Consider the following 15961-nt stretch of genomic DNA (forward strand, 5'->3'; position numbering starts at 1 on the left):
GCTACGTTCACCAGTCATCGCGGCACCACCCGCCGCAGCATTCCCCGAGCCACCGAAAGGCGCCTCCATGCTCACCGGGAACGGTCGTCACCGTCGCCCCCGCCAGGCTCCCGCGCTCATCGTCGCCGCGGGAGTGGCCGGCTCCGCCATCGCGATCCCTCTGCTCGGCGCGACCAGCGCGAGCGCCGCGTCGACGGCCACATGGGACAAGCTCGCCGAGTGCGAGAGCGGCGGCTCCTGGAGCGCCGATCCGGGCAACGGCTATTACGGCGGGCTCCAGTTCTCCCAGGAGACCTGGGAGAACTACGGCGGCCTCGACTTCGCGCCGCGCGCCGACCAGGCCAGCCGCTCGCAGCAGATCGCCGTCGCCGAGAAGGTCCTCGCCGACCAGGGCCCGCGGGCGTGGCCGGTCTGCTCGGTCACCTCGGGGCTCACGGCGGACGCCGCCGCCGCCGACGTCGACCCCGGGGCGGCCCTGCCGACCCCGTCGGCCGGTGACTCCGGGAGCGACGACGCGGCGGACGGCGCCGCGAAGGGGGACGCGAGCGACGAGCCGTCGGACTCCGCTTCCTCGGGCGCGAAGGACACCTCCCGAGAGAAGAATCACGACAAGTCGGGTGATACCGCGGGTAACACCTCGGATGACTCCAAGAGTGACAAGTCCGGCCGGGATGGCTCGACTTCGACCCCCGCGACGCCCTCGCCGGAGGCCTCCGCCGGCTCGGACGCGGCCACTCCGCCCGCCTCCGGCCGACATCGCGGCGACGCCGCCGCGGACGACACCGCAGACTCCTTGCGCGCCGACGACGGCTCGGGCCGCCATGCCTCACGCGGCGACGAAAGCGGGCGCAAGCAGGCGAATCAGGACGAAGGCGCCTACACCGTGCGCGCCGGCGACAACCTCTGGGACATCGCCGACACCCATGACGTGGACGGCGGATGGGCCGCTCTGTATGCCGAGAACAAGAAGACGGTGGGTGCCGACCCGGACCTCATCCTTCCTGGTCAGAGTCTGGATCTTGGGCTCGAATCGGGCGAAAAGTAGCGGCAGTTCGGGCTGAATGTCCGCTTTGGCGAGAGTGAGAGATGGGTCTCAAAGGCCCTGATCGTCTTTGAAATTCCGGCGATCCACTGCTTACGGTCATCACCGCTCGCCACAGCGGGCCCCGTCGGATGTCACGCCGAATCCTGCCAATGTCCGTACGGGAACAGTCGTCGCGTAAGCGCCGTAGGCAGGAGCGGGGGACCCAAGGTAAGTGCCGGCCCCGGCCGTTGAGAGACGGCCGGACGACCGGCTTGGGGTTAAGTCGCACGCAGGACGTGCGACCGGGCACTCATCCGGCCCGAACCCGACAGCTCACCTCGTAGGCGTCGGTGAGGGGATCTCTCGATGCTGTTTTCCAGCAAGGGCAAGCACCGCCGCCCGTCCAAGGCCGTTCGCGTCGCCACGCTCGCCGGTGTCGCCGGTGCCGCTGTCGCCGTCCCGCTGATGGGTGCCACCGGCGCCTCCGCCGCCACCGCCTCCGAGTGGGACGCGGTCGCGCAGTGCGAGGCCGGCGGCAACTGGTCGATCAACACGGGCAACGGCTACTACGGCGGCCTCCAGTTCTCCTCGTCCACGTGGGCCGCGTACGGCGGCACCGCGTACGCCTCCACCGCCGACAAGGCCTCCAAGGCGCAGCAGATAGCCGTCGCCGAGAAGGTCCTGGCCAGCCAGGGCAAGGGTGCCTGGCCGAGCTGCGGCGTGGGCCTGTCCGCCGCCTCGACCGGCTCCGCCCCGGCCGCCGCCCCGCAGCCGGAGCGCAAGGCCGAGCAGCCGACCACCCGCAGCCAGGAGCGCAAGGCGCCTGCCGCGAAGCAGGAGTCGAAGAAGACCGTCGAGACCCCGGCCGGCAAGAAGGTCAAGAAGGGTGACGGCGAGTACAAGGTGAAGGCCGGAGACACGCTCAGCACCATCGCCGAGGCGCACGACACCAAGGGCGGCTGGGCGAAGCTCTTCAAGCTGAACAAGGACATCGTCAAGGACGCCGACCTGATCTACCCGGGCCAGCAGCTCCACCTCAAGTAAGTAAGAGAGGAGCAGCGGCCCCCCAGGCCGCTCGGGTACCGGCTTTCGGCGGACGGCCGGTACCACGCCAGGTTCCCCCCCCAAGGACTCCCCGCCCCGGGTGCGCATTCCCCCGTCGCGCCCGGGGCGGGGCTTTGGTGTGTGAGGGGTCCTGGGCTTTCGTCCGTTGTCGGCCGGGACTTTTTGTTCCGTTCGGAAACAATTCGCTCTCGGTTTTGTCCACGGGCCGGTCGGTCGGCTGGCCGATGCCTGGAGCCGGATAGGCTCAGGTGTTGCCGGACCATGCGGCCCGGCGTAGTTGCGTCACATCCCAGAAGGAGATGCTCGTGCCGTCCATCGACGTCGTCGTAGCCCGGGAAATCCTGGACTCCCGAGGCAACCCCACGGTCGAGGTCGAGGTCGGCCTCGACGACGGCAGCACCGGTCGTGCCGCTGTCCCGTCCGGTGCGTCCACCGGCGCGTTCGAGGCCATCGAACTCCGCGACGGTGACCCGAACCGCTACCAGGGCAAGGGCGTCGAGAAGGCCGTCCTCGCCGTCATCGAGCAGATCGGCCCGGAGCTCGTCGGCTACGACGCCACCGAGCAGCGCCTGATCGACCAGGCGATGTTCGACCTGGACGCCACCGACAACAAGGGCTCGCTCGGCGCCAACGCCATTCTCGGCGTCTCCCTCGCCGTCGCGCACGCCGCCTCCGAGGCCAGCGACCTGCCGCTGTTCCGCTACCTCGGCGGCCCGAACGCGCACCTGCTGCCCGTCCCGATGATGAACATCCTCAACGGTGGGTCGCACGCCGACTCCAACGTCGACATCCAGGAGTTCATGATCGCGCCGATCGGCGCGGAGTCCTTCTCCGAGGCCCTTCGCTGGGGCGCCGAGGTCTACCACACCCTCAAGAAGGTGCTGAAGACCAAGGGCCTGTCCACCGGCCTGGGCGACGAGGGCGGCTTCGCCCCGAACCTCGGCTCGAACCGCGAGGCTCTCGACCTCATCGTCGAGGCCATCAAGCAGGCCGGTTACGTCCCCGGCGAGCAGATCGGGCTCGCCCTCGACGTCGCCGCGTCCGAGTTCTACAAGGACGGCAAGTACGAGTTCGAGGGCAAGTCCCGCTCGGCCGCCGAGATGACCGAGTACTACGAGGAGCTCGTCTCCGCGTACCCGCTGGTCTCCATCGAGGACCCGCTGTACGAGGACGACTGGGCCGGCTGGAACGTCATCACCGAGAAGCTGGGCGACAAGGTCCAGATCGTCGGCGACGACCTCTTCGTCACCAACCCCGAGCGCCTCGCCCGCGGCATCGAGGAGGGCTCCGCCAACGCCCTGCTCGTCAAGGTCAACCAGATCGGTTCGCTGACCGAGACCCTGGACGCCGTCGAGATGGCCCAGCGCAACGGCTTCAAGTGCATGATGTCCCACCGCTCCGGCGAGACCGAGGACGTCACCATCGCAGACCTCGCCGTCGCGGTGAACTGCGGCCAGATCAAGACCGGCGCCCCGGCCCGCTCGGACCGCGTCGCCAAGTACAACCAGCTCCTGCGCATCGAGGAGATCCTCGACGACGCCGCGGTCTACGCCGGCCGCAGCGCATTTCCCCGCTTCAAGGGCTGAGCCACACAGGCTTCGGTAGAAGCGTCGTACGTACGTCCCCGCACCCGGTCCCGTACCGTGTGCGGGGACGTACGCACGTAAAGGGGAGGCGCGAAGATGGCCGGGAGAGTCCGGGACAGGGACCGTGACCGGTTCTCCACCGCGACCCGGCTGCGTCTGCTCGGCGAGCAGACCGCCGAGCGCGTCTACCGCTCCCAGACCAGACGTCAGGCCCGCCGCTCGCGCCTCACCAGTCGCGCGGCACTCCTGGCCCTCGTCCTGTGCACCCTGGTCGTCGCGCTCGCCTACCCCATAAGGCAGTACGTCTCCCAGCGCGGGGAGATCGCCGACCTCCAGCGCCAGCAGCAGGAGGCGCAGAGCAGGGTCGACAGGCTGCGCGACGAGAAGGCACGCTGGCAGGACGACTCGTACGCGGAGCAGCGGATCCGCGACCGGCTCCACCTGGTGATGCCGGGCGAGACGGGCTACATCGCGCGCGACCCCGACGCGGCGAAGCGCACCCGCTCCGAGCAGGGCGCGGCGGGCCGGCCCTGGTACTCGAACGTCTGGGACGGTGTCGACAAGGCCGACCGCCCCGACAACTGACCCGTCTCACCAACGCCCGAAGCCGAAGCCCAAGCCGAAGCCCAAGCCGCAAGCCCGAAGCCCCAAGCCCGAACCCGTAGTACCCCCACCGAAGTTCACTGAAGGAAAGCCCCCAGGCATGGACACGCCCCCGCCCCAGACCGAGCCGACCACGCCCACGGACGCCGACATCCAGGCGTTCAAGGAGCAGCTCGGCCGCCCGCCGCGCGGCCTGCGGGCCATCGCGCACCGCTGCCCGTGCGGCAACCCGGACGTGGTCGAGACGGCCCCGCGCCTCGAGGACGGCACGCCCTTCCCGACGACGTACTACCTCACGTGCCCGCGCGCCGCGTCCGCGATCGGCACCCTGGAGGCGAACGGCGTCATGAAGGAGATGACGGAGCGCCTCTCGACGGACCCCGAGCTCGCGGACGCGTACCGCAAGGCGCACGAGGACTACATCGCGCGCCGCGACGCCATCGAGGTCCTCGAGGGCTTCCCGAGCGCGGGCGGCATGCCGGACCGGGTGAAGTGCCTGCACGTCCTGGTCGGCCATTCCCTGGCCGCGGGCCCGGGTGTGAACCCGCTCGGCGACGAGGCCATCGCGATGCTGCCCGAGTGGTGGGCGAAGGGCCCGTGCGTGTCGGCCGCGCCCGAGGAGAGCGAGTGACCAGGGTCGCCGCCGTCGACTGCGGCACGAACTCGATCCGCCTGCTCGTCGCCGACGCCGACCCCGTGACGGGCGAACTCGTCGACCTGGACCGCCGCATGACGATCGTGCGGCTCGGGCAGGGCGTGGACCGCACGGGACGGCTCGCGCCCGAGGCGCTGGAGCGCACCTTCGCGGCCTGCCGCGAGTACGCCGAGGCCATCAAGGCGCACGGCGCCGAGAAGATCCGGTTCGTGGCCACGTCCGCCTCCCGCGACGCCGAGAACCGGGACGACTTCGTGCGCGGGGTCATGGACATCCTGGGCGTCGAGCCCGAGGTCATCACCGGTGACCAGGAGGCCGAGTTCTCCTTCACCGGCGCGACGAAGGAGCTGACGGGCCGGGCCGACCTCGACAAGCCCTACCTGGTCGTGGACATCGGCGGCGGCTCGACGGAGTTCGTCGTCGGCGAGGACACGGTCGTGGCCGCGCGCTCCGTCGACATCGGCTGTGTCCGTATGACGGAGCGCCACCTCGTGGGGGAGGACGGCCAGGTCACCGACCCGCCGACGCCCGCGCAGATCGAGGCCATCCGCGAGGACGTCGTCGCGGCCCTCGACCTCGTGACGCAGACCGTCCCGCTGACCGCGGCCCGCACGCTCGTCGGCCTCGCCGGCTCCGTGACGACGGTCGCCGCCCTCGCGCTCGGCCTGACCGAGTACGACTCGGTGGCCATCCACCACTCCCGTATCTCCTACGAGCGCGTCGCCGAGCTCACGGACTGGCTGCTGACGTCCACGCACGACCAGCGCTCCCTGAACCCGGTCATCCACCCGGGCCGTGTCGACGTCATCGCCTCCGGCGCACTGGTGCTGCGCCTGATCATGGAGTGGATCGGCGCCAAGGAGGTCGTGGTGAGCGAGCACGACATCCTCGACGGCATCGCCTGGTCGATCGCCTAGCCTGCCCGTCCAAGGTGCCCGGCCCCTCCAAGACCCCTCTCCCGGCCTCTTCCTGGAGGGGGGCGACACGCTCCGGCGACACCCCGTCGGGAAAGTTCGTGAAGTTCTTCACAAGGAATTCGGCCCCGTTGGGCGAGGTTCCGGGTCAGATGGCCCGCGGAAGGGGGTCCTGGGGCCCTGGCGGCTGACGCGCGGGGCGTTCCAGACTTGTTTCGGACAGATGAACCGGGCGAGTGGTCCACCCCCGCCAAATGCTCGGAGCGGCAGCTCAACAGGGGTGTGGAACGACCGGCGTTATACCGTGGTTCCCCGCTGGGGCCATGACGTCCGTCACGTGGGCGGCGAAGTGTAGCAGAGGCCCTCTCCATGCTTGTGAAGGGGCGCACGAGCGACCCCCTCCGGACAGGTGGATACTCGATGGCATGAGCACCACGGAGCGTCCCAGGATCCTCGTAGTAGGCGGTGGGTACGTAGGCCTGTACGCAGCACGACGCATTCTCAAGAAGATGCGTTATGCGGAAGCGACCGTCACGGTCGTGGACCCGCGCTCGTACATGACTTACCAGCCCTTCCTCCCCGAAACCGCCGCCGGCAGCATCTCGCCGCGCAACGTCGTCGTCCCGCTGCGACGCGCTGTGCCCGGAGCCGAGATTCTCACCGGGCGGGTCACCACCATCGACCAGGACCGCAAGGTCGCCACGGTCGCCCCGCTCGTCGGCGAGGCGTACGAGGTTCCCTTCGACTACCTGGTGATCGCGCTCGGCGCGGTCTCCCGCACCTTCCCGACGCCGGGCCTCGCCGAGGTCGGCATCGGCATGAAGGGCGTCGAGGAGGCCATCGGCCTGCGCAACCACGTGCTCGAGCAGCTCGACAAGGCCGAGTCCACGAACGACGAGGAGATCCGCCGCAAGGCGCTCACCTTCGTGTTCGTCGGCGGTGGCTTCGCGGGCGCCGAGACGATCGGTGAGGTCGAGGACCTGGCGCGCGACGCGGCCAAGTTCTACAAGAACGTGAAGCGCGAGGACATGCGCTTCGTGCTCGTCGACGCCGCCGACAAGGTGCTGCCCGAGGTCGGCCCCGAGCTCGGCACGTACGGCAGGAAGCACCTGGAGTCCCGCGGTATCGAGGTCTACCTGAAGACCACGATGCCGTCCTGCGTCGACGGTCACGTCGTGCTCAGCAACGGCCTCGAGGTCGACTCCAACACCGTCGTGTGGACCGCCGGCGTCAAGCCGAACCCGGCCCTCGCGCGCTTCGGTCTCCCGCTCGGCCCCCGCGGCCACGTGGACACCCAGACCACCCTCCAGGTGCAGGGCAGCGACTACATCTGGGCCGCGGGCGACAACGCCCAGGTCCCGGACCTGGTGGCCGTCAAGAACGGCACGCCGGCCGAGCGCGCCTGGTGCCCGCCGAACGCCCAGCACGCCATGCGCCAGGCCAAGGTCCTCGGCGACAACGTGGTCTCCGGCATGCGGGGCTTCCCGCAGAAGGAGTACAGCCACAGCAACAAGGGCGCGGTGGCGGGTCTCGGCCTGCACAAGGGCGTCGCGATGATCGTCATGGGCAAGATGAAGATCAAGCTCAAGGGCCGTCTCGCCTGGTACATGCACCGTGGCTACCACGGGCTCGCCATGCCGACCTGGAACCGCAAGACCCGTGTGATCGCCGAGTGGACGCTCAACATGTTCCAGAAGCGCGACATCACCGCGCTCGGTGCCCTCGAGTCTCCCCGCGAGGAGTTCTACGAGGCCGCCAAGCCGGCGCCGGCCCCGGCCGTCGCCGAGGCTCCGAAGGTCGAGGAGAAGGCCAAGGCCTCCTGACCCCGGTCCAGTAACACCCCTGAAGGGGCGCTCGCCATCCGTGGTGCGAGCGCCCCTTCGGCGTTCCTGGAGCCGCCCGGGACCGCCGGAAACCGCCCCGGCACGCCGATATGCATGCCCGCTACATGTATTTTGCCGATCCGTAACGCAGTAACGGGACTGCGAGAGCGGCCCGTTGGTGTTTACGTGGTGTTGGACGATTCCGGGATCGTCTCCCATCACGGAGGTGTGCGCCATGCAGGACGCCGCACAGCGGCTCAAGAACCTCGCCGAACAGCTACTCGGAGTACCGCTCCCCGTCAGGCTTCGCGCCTGGGACGGTTCGGAGGCCGGGCCGCCCGCCGGACCCACTCTCGTCGTACGCAACCGCCGCGCCCTGCGCCGCCTGTTGTGGAAGCCGGGAGAACTCGGCCTGGCCCGTGCCTGGGTGGCCGGTGACCTGGACGTGGAGGGCGATCTGTACGACGCCCTCGGCCGGATGGCCGGACTCATCTGGGAGCGCCCCGAGGAGGACAGCAGGAGCCTCGTCGAGGCCCTGAAGGAGCCCAGGGTCAGGGCCGCCGTAGCCGAGCTGGTCAAGCTCGCCGGACCCTTCCTGCCGCCCGCCCCGCCCGGTGAGGAGATGCGCAGGCACGGCCGCCTGCATCTGCACACCAAGCGCAGCGACCGACGGGCCATCAGTCACCACTACGACGTCGGCAACGACTTCTACGAGCTGGTGCTCGGCCCCTCGATGGTCTACTCGTGCGCGTACTGGGCCTCGCCGGACGGCACCCTCGAGGACGCCCAGCGCGACAAGCTCGAACTCATCTCCCGCAAGCTCGGCCTGGCGCCCGGTCAGCGCCTGCTCGACGTCGGCTGCGGCTGGGGCTCCATGGCCATCCACGCCGCCCGCGAGTACGACGTCAGCGTCGTCGGCGTGACGCTCTCGCAGGAGCAGGCCGCGTACGCCCGTAAGCGGGTCGCCGAGGAGGGGCTCACCGACCGTGTGGAGATCCGGGTCCAGGACTACCGCGACGTGCGCGACGGGCCCTTCGACGCGATCTCGTCCATCGGCATGGCCGAACACGTCGGCTCGGAGCGGTACCTGGAGTACGCCGAGGCGCTCTACGCCCTCCTCAAGCCGGGCGGCAGGCTCCTCAACCACCAGATCGGCCGACGCCCCCAGAAGGACGAGTCGACGTACGAGGTCGACGAGTTCATCGACGCGTATGTCTTCCCGGACGGGGAGCTCGCGCCGGTCGGCACGACCACCGGGCTCCTGGAGCGGGCCGGCTTCGAGGTCAGGGACCTGGAGGCGATCCGGGAGCACTACGCGCTCACGCTGCGCCGCTGGGTGGCCAACCTGGAGGCCGCCTGGCCCGCGGCCGTGAAGTTCACGAGCCCCGGCCGGGCCCGCATCTGGCGCCTTTACATGGCCGCGTGCGCGCTGAGCTTCGAGCGCAACAAGATCGGGGTGAACCAGATCCTCGCCGTGAAGACGCCCCTGTCGGGCGACCCGGGTATGCCCCTGCGGGCGCGTACCTGGAACTGACGGCCCGGACACACGGATGGGGCGCACCGGCACTCGGCCGGTGCGCCCCATCCGCCGTATCGCTACTCCGACTTGATGGCCGCGAGCATGTTCAGCCGCGCCGCGCGGCGGGCCGGCCACAGGGCCGCCAGGATGCCGACGAGGGCGGCCAGCGCGAGGAAGATCCCGATCCGGCCCCAGGGCAGGACCAGCTCGTACGTCGTCAGGGACGTCGCCATCAGCTTGCCCGCCGCCCAGCCGAAGAACACGCCGAGGCCGACGCCCAGGACGCCGCCGAACAGCGAGATCACCAGGGACTCCAGGCGCACCATGCGCTTGATGCCCTTGCGGTCGAGGCCGATCGCGCGCAGCATGCCGATCTCCTGCGAGCGCTCGAAGACGGACATGGCGAGGGTGTTGATGACGCCGAGGACGGCGACGATGACCGCCATGGCAAGCAGGCCGTAGAGCATGTTCAGCATCAGCGTGAACATCTTCGAGATCGCGTTGGAGATGTCCTGCTTGTCCTGGACGAGGATCGCCGGGTTGTCGCCGAGCGCCTTCTCGATGCGGTCCTTGGCGGCCGCGGACGTGCCGCCGTCGGTCTTCACCATGACCTGCATGTCGGACGGGTCCGTGACGTGCGGGGTCAGGACGGCGGAGTCCAGCATGATGCCGCGCATCATGTCGTTGCCCTCGTAGACCCCGGCGACGGCCAGCTGCTGCTTCTTGCCGTCCTCGAAGTTCGTGGTGAACGTCGAACCGGTGTGCCAGCCGTGGTCCTTCGCGGTCTTGTCGTCCACGACGACGTCACGGCCGCCGATCCGGAAGGTGCCGCTGTCGACCTTGAGGTCGGTCAGCGAGCCGATGGTCGCGCCGTTGACGCCGGTCAGGAACTCGGTCTGCCCGTCGATGCGCGAGGGCGAGTTGCTCAGGCCGCTGGTGGCGGTGACTCCGTCGACCTCGGCGAGCTTGCCGGCGACCTCGGGGGACAGGGAGTTCATGTTCGCCATGGAGACGACGTAGTCGGCCTTGAGGGCGGACGACGCCATCTTGTCGATGGCCTGCTGGGCGCTGCCCGCGATGACCGTCATGCCGGTGATCAGCGTGAGGCCGATCATCAGGGCGGAGGCGGTCGCGGCGGTGCGGCGCGGGTTGCGGACGGCGTTCTGGCGGGCCAGCTTTCCGGAGACCCCGAAGACGCGCAGGACCGGCCCCGCGGCCGCGATCAGCGGACGCGAGAGCAGCGGGGTGAGGACGAAGACACCGATCACGAGGAGGCCCGCGCCGAGGCCCAGGGGGGCCTGCGCCGACGTGCCGTCGCTCATCGTCGTGGCGTAGAGGGAGGCGGCGATGCCGGCCGCCGCGAACAGCGCGCCGATCGTGTTCCGTACGACGAGGGAGCGGGTGGTCGCCGTGGCGTGCACGCTGCTCATCGCCGCGACCGGCGGGATCTTCGCGGCGCGGCGGCCCGGCAGCCATGCGGCCAGCATCGTGATGACGACGCCGACGACGAGGGACGTGGCGATCGTGCCGGGCGAGACCACGAGCGGTCCGTCGGGGATCTGCGCGTCGGTCGCGCCCATCAGGGAGCGCATCCCGGCGCCGATGCCGATGCCCGCCGCCAGACCGGTGACCGCCGCGACCGCGCCGACGATGAACGCCTCCGCGAGGACGGAGCGCGTGACCTGCTTGCGCGAGGCGCCGACGGCCCGCATGAGCGCGAGTTCCTTGGTGCGCTGGGCGACGAGCATCGTGAACGTGTTGGCGATGATGAAGACGCCGACGAAGAGCGCGATCCCGGCGAAGACCAGCAGGCTCGACTTCATGGAGCTCATGCTGGAGGAGATCTGCTCGGCCTGGTCGTCGGCGAGCTGCTTGCCGGTCGTGGTCTTGGCCTGGTCCTTCGGCAGAGCCTTGTCGAGCGCGCTCCGCAGGGCGGCCTGGCTGGTGCCGGCGGCGGCCTTGACGTCGATCTCGTCGTACGAGCCCGGCTTGTGCAGGAGCTGCTGCGCGGTCGCCGTGTCGAACAGGGCGAGGCTGCCGCCGGCCGCGACGTTGCCGTCCTCGGTGGTGAAGATGCCGGTGACGGTGGGCGTCAGGACGGGCCCGTCGATGGACATCCGTACGGTGTCGCCGACCTTGTAGCCCGCGCGCTTCGCGGTCTGCGAGTCGAGCGCGACCTCGCCCTTGCCGCTGGGGGCCCTGCCGCTCTTGAGCGGGTAGCGCGGGTCGTTGTCCCCCCAGTAGTTGGCGCCCTGGGTGGAGAAGCCGTTGCCGACGAGCTTGCCGTCCTTGTCGGCGACGGCCGCGAAGCCGCTGACGACGCCGATGGCGGACGCGGCGCCCGGCGTCTTCGCGGCCCGGTCGAGGGTGGCCTGCGTGAGCTTCGGGTCCTCGGCGACCTTGTCGCCCTTCGACTCGGCGATCTCGGGCGTGACGGCGACGTCGACCTGGTCGAAGCCCTTGGCGGAGCTCTTCTGGAAGGCGTCGGAGATGGTGTTGGTGAAGACCAGGGTGCCGGAGACGAAGGCGACGCCGAGCATGACGGCGAGCACGGTCATCAGGAGCCTGGCCTTGTGCGCGAACACATTGCGCAAGGCGGTACGGAACATGGGTTACTCAGTCCAGGGGTACGGCGACGAGGCGTCGAGGCGGCGGCGGGGCGGCGGCTGTGCGGGCGGGCGTCAGCTGGTACGGCCCTTGGCGTCGAACTGCTTCATGCGGTCCAGGACCGAGTCGGCCGTCGGGGCGTACACCTCGTCGACGACGCGGCCGTCGGCGAGGAAGATCACGCGGTCCGCGTAGGCGGCGGCGACCGGGTCGTGGGTGACCATGACGACGGTCTGGCCCAGCTCGCGTACGGAGTTGCGCAGGAAGCCGAGGACCTCGGCGCCGGAGCGCGAGTCCAGGTTCCCGGTCGGCTCGTCACCGAAGATGATCTCGGGCCGGGAGGCGAGGGCGCGGGCCACGGCCACGCGCTGCTGCTGGCCGCCGGAGAGCTCCGAGGGCCGGTGGCCGAGCCGGTCGGACAGGCCCACCATCGCGATCACGTTCTCCAGCCACTGCTTGTCCGCCCTGCGGCCCGCGATGTCCATGGGGAGCGTGATGTTCTCCAGGGCCGTCAGGGTGGGCAGCAGGTTGAACGCCTGGAAAATGAAGCCGATCTTGTCCCGGCGGAGCTTGGTGAGCTGCTTGTCCTTGAGGGATCCCAGCTCGGTGTCGCCGATGCGCACGGAGCCCGACGAGAAGTTGTCGAGGCCGGCGACGCAGTGCATCAGGGTCGACTTGCCGGACCCGGAGGGGCCCATGATCGCGGTGAACTCGGCCTGGCGGAAGTCGACGGAGACCCGGTCGAGGGCGACCACCTGGGTCTCGCCCTGTCCGTAGACCTTGGACAGATCCGTGGCGCGCGCGGCCACTGCGGTGGCCTTGCCGGCGATGGGGGTGGTGGTCACGGAAGGGTGCTCCTGTCGGACGACGGGTGGGGACGGGGTCCCGTTGGAGGGACCTCTCCATCGTCGTGGCCGTAGAGGGCCGTGACGTCAGCCGCTGTTCCGGTTCCTGGGGGCGACTTCGGAGGGACCGGAGCCGGTCGGGTCATACCTGGGGATGACCCACGACCCTGAGAGCGAAGATCACCGCGGGAGGTGAAATCCCGTCAATCCACGGTGACGGGGGCGAGGGCGCCAAGGGCCGTGGAAGGGCCTGCGGCATGTGCTGATGGCGGCTACCGTGGTCTGATGCACCCTCAGGCGTCAATAAAATAAGACAACATCGAGCGGGCGTTCCGCTGTTCGGGGGATCTGTCCCGATAGGCTCGGAACCTCGTTGCGGAGCCCACGGTCTGCCCGGATGGTGGAATGCAGACACGGCGAGCTTAAACCTCGCTGCCCCTTCGCGGGCGTACCGGTTCAAGTCCGGTTCCGGGCACCTCCCACTTCCCCTGCCGCTCCCGGCTGAGCCGTTTCCTGTCGCCGCGTGCCGATCGAATCCGATCGCCGCGGCCTTTTTCTGTGCCCCGGCGCTGTTTTCTGCGGCCCGGAACCGTTGACAGCACATCGAGCCGGGCGGAGACTCCGCTGAGCACTTTATGAACGAAAGTTCACCACGCGAACAAGGCTGAACGAAAAAGAAGGTACTCATGCGCACCACCGTCGGCATCATCGGAGCGGGCCCCGCCGGACTGCTCCTCGCCCGGCTCCTGCACAACGCCGGAATCGACTCCGTCGTCCTGGAGAGCCGTGACCGCGCGTACGTCGAACAGCGTCAGCGCGCCGGGATCCTGGAGCAGGGCACCGTCGACGTACTGCGCGCGGCGGGTGCGGCGGAGCGCATGGACCGCGAGGGCCTCCCGCACGACGGCATCGAGCTGCGCTTCGACCGGCGCCGCCACCGCGTCGACTTCCCCGCCCTGACCGGCGGCAGGTCCGTGCTGGTCTACGCCCAGACCGAGGTGTGCAAGGACCTCATCGCCCTCCAGCTCGCCGAGGGAGGCCCGCTGCTCTTCGAGGCGGAGGCGCTGGCCGTCGAGGGCGCCGAGACCGACCGCCCGAGCGTCCGCTTCCGCCACGAGGGCCGCGAGGACGTCCTCGACTGCGACTACGTCGTCGCCTGCGACGGCTCGTGGGGCGTGGGCCGCAAGGCCGTACCCGCCGACGTCTCTCAGGTCTTCGAGCGCACGTACCCCTTCGGCTGGCTCGGCATCCTCGCCGATGTCGCCCCGTCCCACGACGAGTTGGTCTACGCCCGCCACGACCGTGGCTTCGCCCTCCTGTCCATGCGCTCCCCGTCCGTGACCCGCGCCTACCTCCAGGTCCCCGAGGCGACGAACGCCCACGACTGGAGCGACGAGGAGATCTGGGACGAACTCGACCGCCGCCTGGAGACCGCCGACGGCTGGAAGCTGGAGCGCGGCACCATCACCTCCAAGTCCGTCACACCGATGAGGAGTTACGTCCACGAGCCGATGCGCCACGGACGGCTCTTCCTCGCCGGGGACGCCGCCCACATCGTCCCGCCGACCGGCGCCAAGGGCCTCAACCTCGCCGTCGGCGACGTCGTCACCTTCGCCCGCGCCCTGGCGCACCGCCAGAAGACCGGCTCCACCGAGCGCCTCGACGCCTACTCACCGACCTGCCTGCGCCGCGTCTGGCAGGCCGAGCGGTTCTCGTACGCGATGACGACGATGCTGCACCGCGCCCCCGACGCGACGCCCTTCGACGACCGCATCCAGCGCGCCCACCTCGACCGGATCACGGCCTCGCCCGCCGCCGGGACCGACCTCGCCGAGGGCTACACGGGCTTCCCCCTCGACTGAGCCCGCACCACCACACCGTTCACGAACCGCCGCACACCCGTCCCCGCGTACCCACGACGAAGTGAGTGCTCATGTCCCCCGACACCTCCCACGGCACCGCCATACCCTCCCCGCCCCGCACCTTCAGGGCCGTCGCCCCCGTCATCGCCCTGTGCTGGCTCGTCGTCTTCTTCGACGGCATGGACGTCAACATCTACGGCGCCGTCATGCCGCACCTGCTCGACGACAAGGGCTTCGGCTTCACCGCCTCCACCGCCGGCACGATCGGCTCCTGGACCACGTTCGGCATGCTGATCGGCGCGCTCGGCTGCGGCACGCTGACCGACTGGCTCGGCCGCAAGCCGATGGTCACCGGCTCCGTCGTCCTCTTCTCCGCAGGCTCCGCCGTGTGCGCGCTCGCCCCGAGCGCCGCCGTGTTCGGCGGGGGCCGCTTCCTCGCCGGGCTCGGCCTCGGCGGCCTGATGCCGATCGGGCTCGCGATCGTCGCCGAGTTCGCCCCGCCCCGCAGGGCCGCCCTCGCCACCGGTCTGATGATGACCTCGTACCACGCGGGCGGCATGGCCGCGACGGGCCTCGGCCTCGCGCTCGGCCCCGACCACGGCTGGCGCGTCGTCTTCTGGGCCGGCGTCATCCCGGCCGTCATAGCCGTCCCCCTCGTCCTGAAGTGGCTGCCCGAGTCCCCGGCCGTCCTGTTCGCCAAGGGGCGTACCGCCGACGCGAACACCGTCGCCGCCCGCTACGGGCTGCCCGAGCCGACCCGCGCCGAGGCCCCCGCCGCCGGCGCCAAGGGCCGCTTCGCCGCCGTCGCCTCGCTCTTCGCACCCGGCACCCGTGCCGCGACCCCGCTCCTGTGGGTCGCCTCCTTCGCCGGCCTGCTCCTCGTCTACGGCGTCTCCACCTGGCTCCCCGAGCTGATGCGAGCCTCCGGGTACTCGCTCTCCTCGTCCGTCACCTTCCTCATGGTGATCAACGCGGGCGGCATCGTCGGCATGCTCGTCGCGGGCCGCGCGGCCGACCGGTTCGGCGCGGCCAGGGTGTCCGCGCTGTGGTTCGTCCTGACAGCCTGCGGCGCCTTCCTGCTCCGCGCCCACCTGCCGCTCGGCGTCGCGTACGCCCTGGTCTTCGTCACCGGCGTCTGGCTGTTCTCCGCCCAGGTCATGGTCTATGCGGCCGCCCCTTCCGTATACACGCCCGGCCAGCGCGCCACCGGCCTCGGCTGGATCACCGGCGTGGGCCGCACCGGAGCCGTCGTCGGACCCTGGCTGGGCGGCGCGGTCGTCGCCGGAGGCAACGCGGGCCTCGGCTTCACCACCTTCGCCGCGGCCGCGGTCCTCGGCGCCGTCGCCATCTCCCTGGTGCCGCTCGTTCGGCGGAACACCGGGCATGTCCCGGACGTTGCGGGTAACAGGATGGGAAAGATCCTCCCTGAGCACTAGGCTGGGATCTTTGCCTGCCTAT

Annotated in this window: 12 protein-coding genes, 1 tRNA gene and 1 riboswitch; of the genes, 11 read left to right on the top strand and 2 right to left on the bottom strand. The window is 70.1% G+C overall.

Going from position 1 to position 15961, the window contains the following annotated elements:
- The first annotated feature begins 67 nt into the window (after positions 1-67).
- The 8 genes from CG723_RS36920 to CG723_RS36955 all read left to right on the top strand — a co-directional run bounded on the left by CG723_RS36920 (position 68) and on the right by CG723_RS36955 (position 9204).
- Positions 68-1045 (top strand): LysM peptidoglycan-binding domain-containing protein, encoded by a 978-nt coding sequence (locus CG723_RS36920; RefSeq protein ID WP_100597904.1) that lies wholly within the window; start codon positions 68-70, stop codon positions 1043-1045.
- A gap of 169 nt (positions 1046-1214) precedes the next feature.
- Positions 1215-1386, top strand: a riboswitch (cyclic di-AMP (ydaO/yuaA leader).
- 4 nt (positions 1387-1390) lie between these two features.
- On the top strand, positions 1391-2068 hold the full coding sequence (locus CG723_RS36925; RefSeq protein ID WP_100597905.1) for a transglycosylase family protein: 678 nt from the start codon (positions 1391-1393) through the stop codon (positions 2066-2068).
- A gap of 320 nt (positions 2069-2388) precedes the next feature.
- The gene (eno, locus tag CG723_RS36930; RefSeq protein ID WP_100597906.1) at positions 2389-3675 is read left to right on the top strand and encodes a phosphopyruvate hydratase; all 1287 of its coding nucleotides are present in this window, start codon (positions 2389-2391) and stop codon (positions 3673-3675) included.
- A 96-nt stretch (positions 3676-3771) separates the two neighbouring features.
- Positions 3772-4260 carry an FtsB family cell division protein gene (locus CG723_RS36935; RefSeq protein ID WP_100597907.1) on the top strand — a complete coding sequence of 163 codons (489 nt, stop codon included), beginning with the start codon at positions 3772-3774 and terminating at the stop codon, positions 4258-4260.
- Between the two features lie 118 nt (positions 4261-4378).
- Entirely contained in the window at positions 4379-4909 is a 531-nt protein-coding gene (locus tag CG723_RS36940; protein WP_100597908.1) for a DUF501 domain-containing protein, read from the top strand.
- Entirely contained in the window at positions 4906-5850 is a 945-nt protein-coding gene (locus tag CG723_RS36945) for a Ppx/GppA phosphatase family protein (protein WP_100597909.1), read from the top strand. The genes CG723_RS36940 and CG723_RS36945 overlap by 4 nt, the downstream gene beginning before the upstream one ends.
- A 422-nt stretch (positions 5851-6272) precedes the next feature.
- Positions 6273-7670, top strand: a complete 1398-nt coding sequence (locus CG723_RS36950; RefSeq protein WP_100597910.1) for an NAD(P)/FAD-dependent oxidoreductase — start codon at positions 6273-6275, stop codon at positions 7668-7670.
- Between the two features lie 235 nt (positions 7671-7905).
- Positions 7906-9204: an SAM-dependent methyltransferase gene (locus CG723_RS36955; protein ID WP_100597911.1), complete on the top strand. Its 1299-nt coding sequence runs from the start codon at positions 7906-7908 to the stop codon at positions 9202-9204.
- 62 nt (positions 9205-9266) lie between these two features.
- Here the strand turns inward: CG723_RS36955 and CG723_RS36960 are convergent, their stop codons facing one another.
- Together CG723_RS36960 and CG723_RS36965 are read right to left on the bottom strand one after the other, a co-directional pair.
- Positions 9267-11798: an ABC transporter permease gene (locus CG723_RS36960; RefSeq protein ID WP_100597912.1), complete on the bottom strand. Its 2532-nt coding sequence runs from the start codon at positions 11796-11798 to the stop codon at positions 9267-9269.
- Positions 11799-11870: 72 nt separating this feature from the next.
- Positions 11871-12641: an ABC transporter ATP-binding protein gene (locus CG723_RS36965; RefSeq protein WP_100597913.1), complete on the bottom strand. Its 771-nt coding sequence runs from the start codon at positions 12639-12641 to the stop codon at positions 11871-11873.
- A gap of 391 nt (positions 12642-13032) precedes the next feature.
- On the opposite strand from CG723_RS36965, the gene CG723_RS36970 reads away from it, so the two are divergent.
- From CG723_RS36970 to CG723_RS36980, 3 genes are all read left to right on the top strand, one after another.
- Positions 13033-13116, top strand: a tRNA-Leu gene (locus CG723_RS36970).
- Positions 13117-13327: 211 nt separating this feature from the next.
- The gene (locus tag CG723_RS36975; protein ID WP_100597914.1) at positions 13328-14503 is read left to right on the top strand and encodes a 4-hydroxybenzoate 3-monooxygenase; all 1176 of its coding nucleotides are present in this window, start codon (positions 13328-13330) and stop codon (positions 14501-14503) included.
- Between the two features lie 71 nt (positions 14504-14574).
- Complete coding sequence (locus CG723_RS36980; protein WP_100597915.1) at positions 14575-15939, top strand: MFS transporter; 1365 nt, start codon at positions 14575-14577, stop codon at positions 15937-15939.
- Positions 15940-15961 lie beyond the last annotated feature (22 nt).

The organism is Streptomyces sp. CB01635 (genome assembly GCF_002803065.1).
GTDB lineage: Bacteria > Actinomycetota > Actinomycetes > Streptomycetales > Streptomycetaceae > Streptomyces.

Excerpts from the sequence above, each read along its gene's own strand:
- CG723_RS36920 (WP_100597904.1), top strand. The coding sequence starts at position 68 with ATGCTCACCGGGAACGGTCGTCACCGTCGCCCCCGCCAGGCTCCCGCG.
- CG723_RS36925 (WP_100597905.1), top strand. The coding sequence starts at position 1,391 with ATGCTGTTTTCCAGCAAGGGCAAGCACCGCCGCCCGTCCAAGGCCGTT.
- eno (WP_100597906.1), top strand. The coding sequence starts at position 2,389 with ATGCTCGTGCCGTCCATCGACGTCGTCGTAGCCCGGGAAATCCTGGAC.
- CG723_RS36935 (WP_100597907.1), top strand. The coding sequence starts at position 3,772 with ATGGCCGGGAGAGTCCGGGACAGGGACCGTGACCGGTTCTCCACCGCG.
- CG723_RS36940 (WP_100597908.1), top strand. The coding sequence starts at position 4,379 with ATGGACACGCCCCCGCCCCAGACCGAGCCGACCACGCCCACGGACGCC.
- CG723_RS36950 (WP_100597910.1), top strand. The coding sequence starts at position 6,273 with ATGAGCACCACGGAGCGTCCCAGGATCCTCGTAGTAGGCGGTGGGTAC.
- CG723_RS36955 (WP_100597911.1), top strand. The coding sequence starts at position 7,906 with ATGCAGGACGCCGCACAGCGGCTCAAGAACCTCGCCGAACAGCTACTC.
- CG723_RS36960 (WP_100597912.1), bottom strand. The coding sequence starts at position 11,798 with ATGTTCCGTACCGCCTTGCGCAATGTGTTCGCGCACAAGGCCAGGCTC.
- CG723_RS36975 (WP_100597914.1), top strand. The coding sequence starts at position 13,328 with ATGCGCACCACCGTCGGCATCATCGGAGCGGGCCCCGCCGGACTGCTC.
- CG723_RS36980 (WP_100597915.1), top strand. The coding sequence starts at position 14,575 with ATGTCCCCCGACACCTCCCACGGCACCGCCATACCCTCCCCGCCCCGC.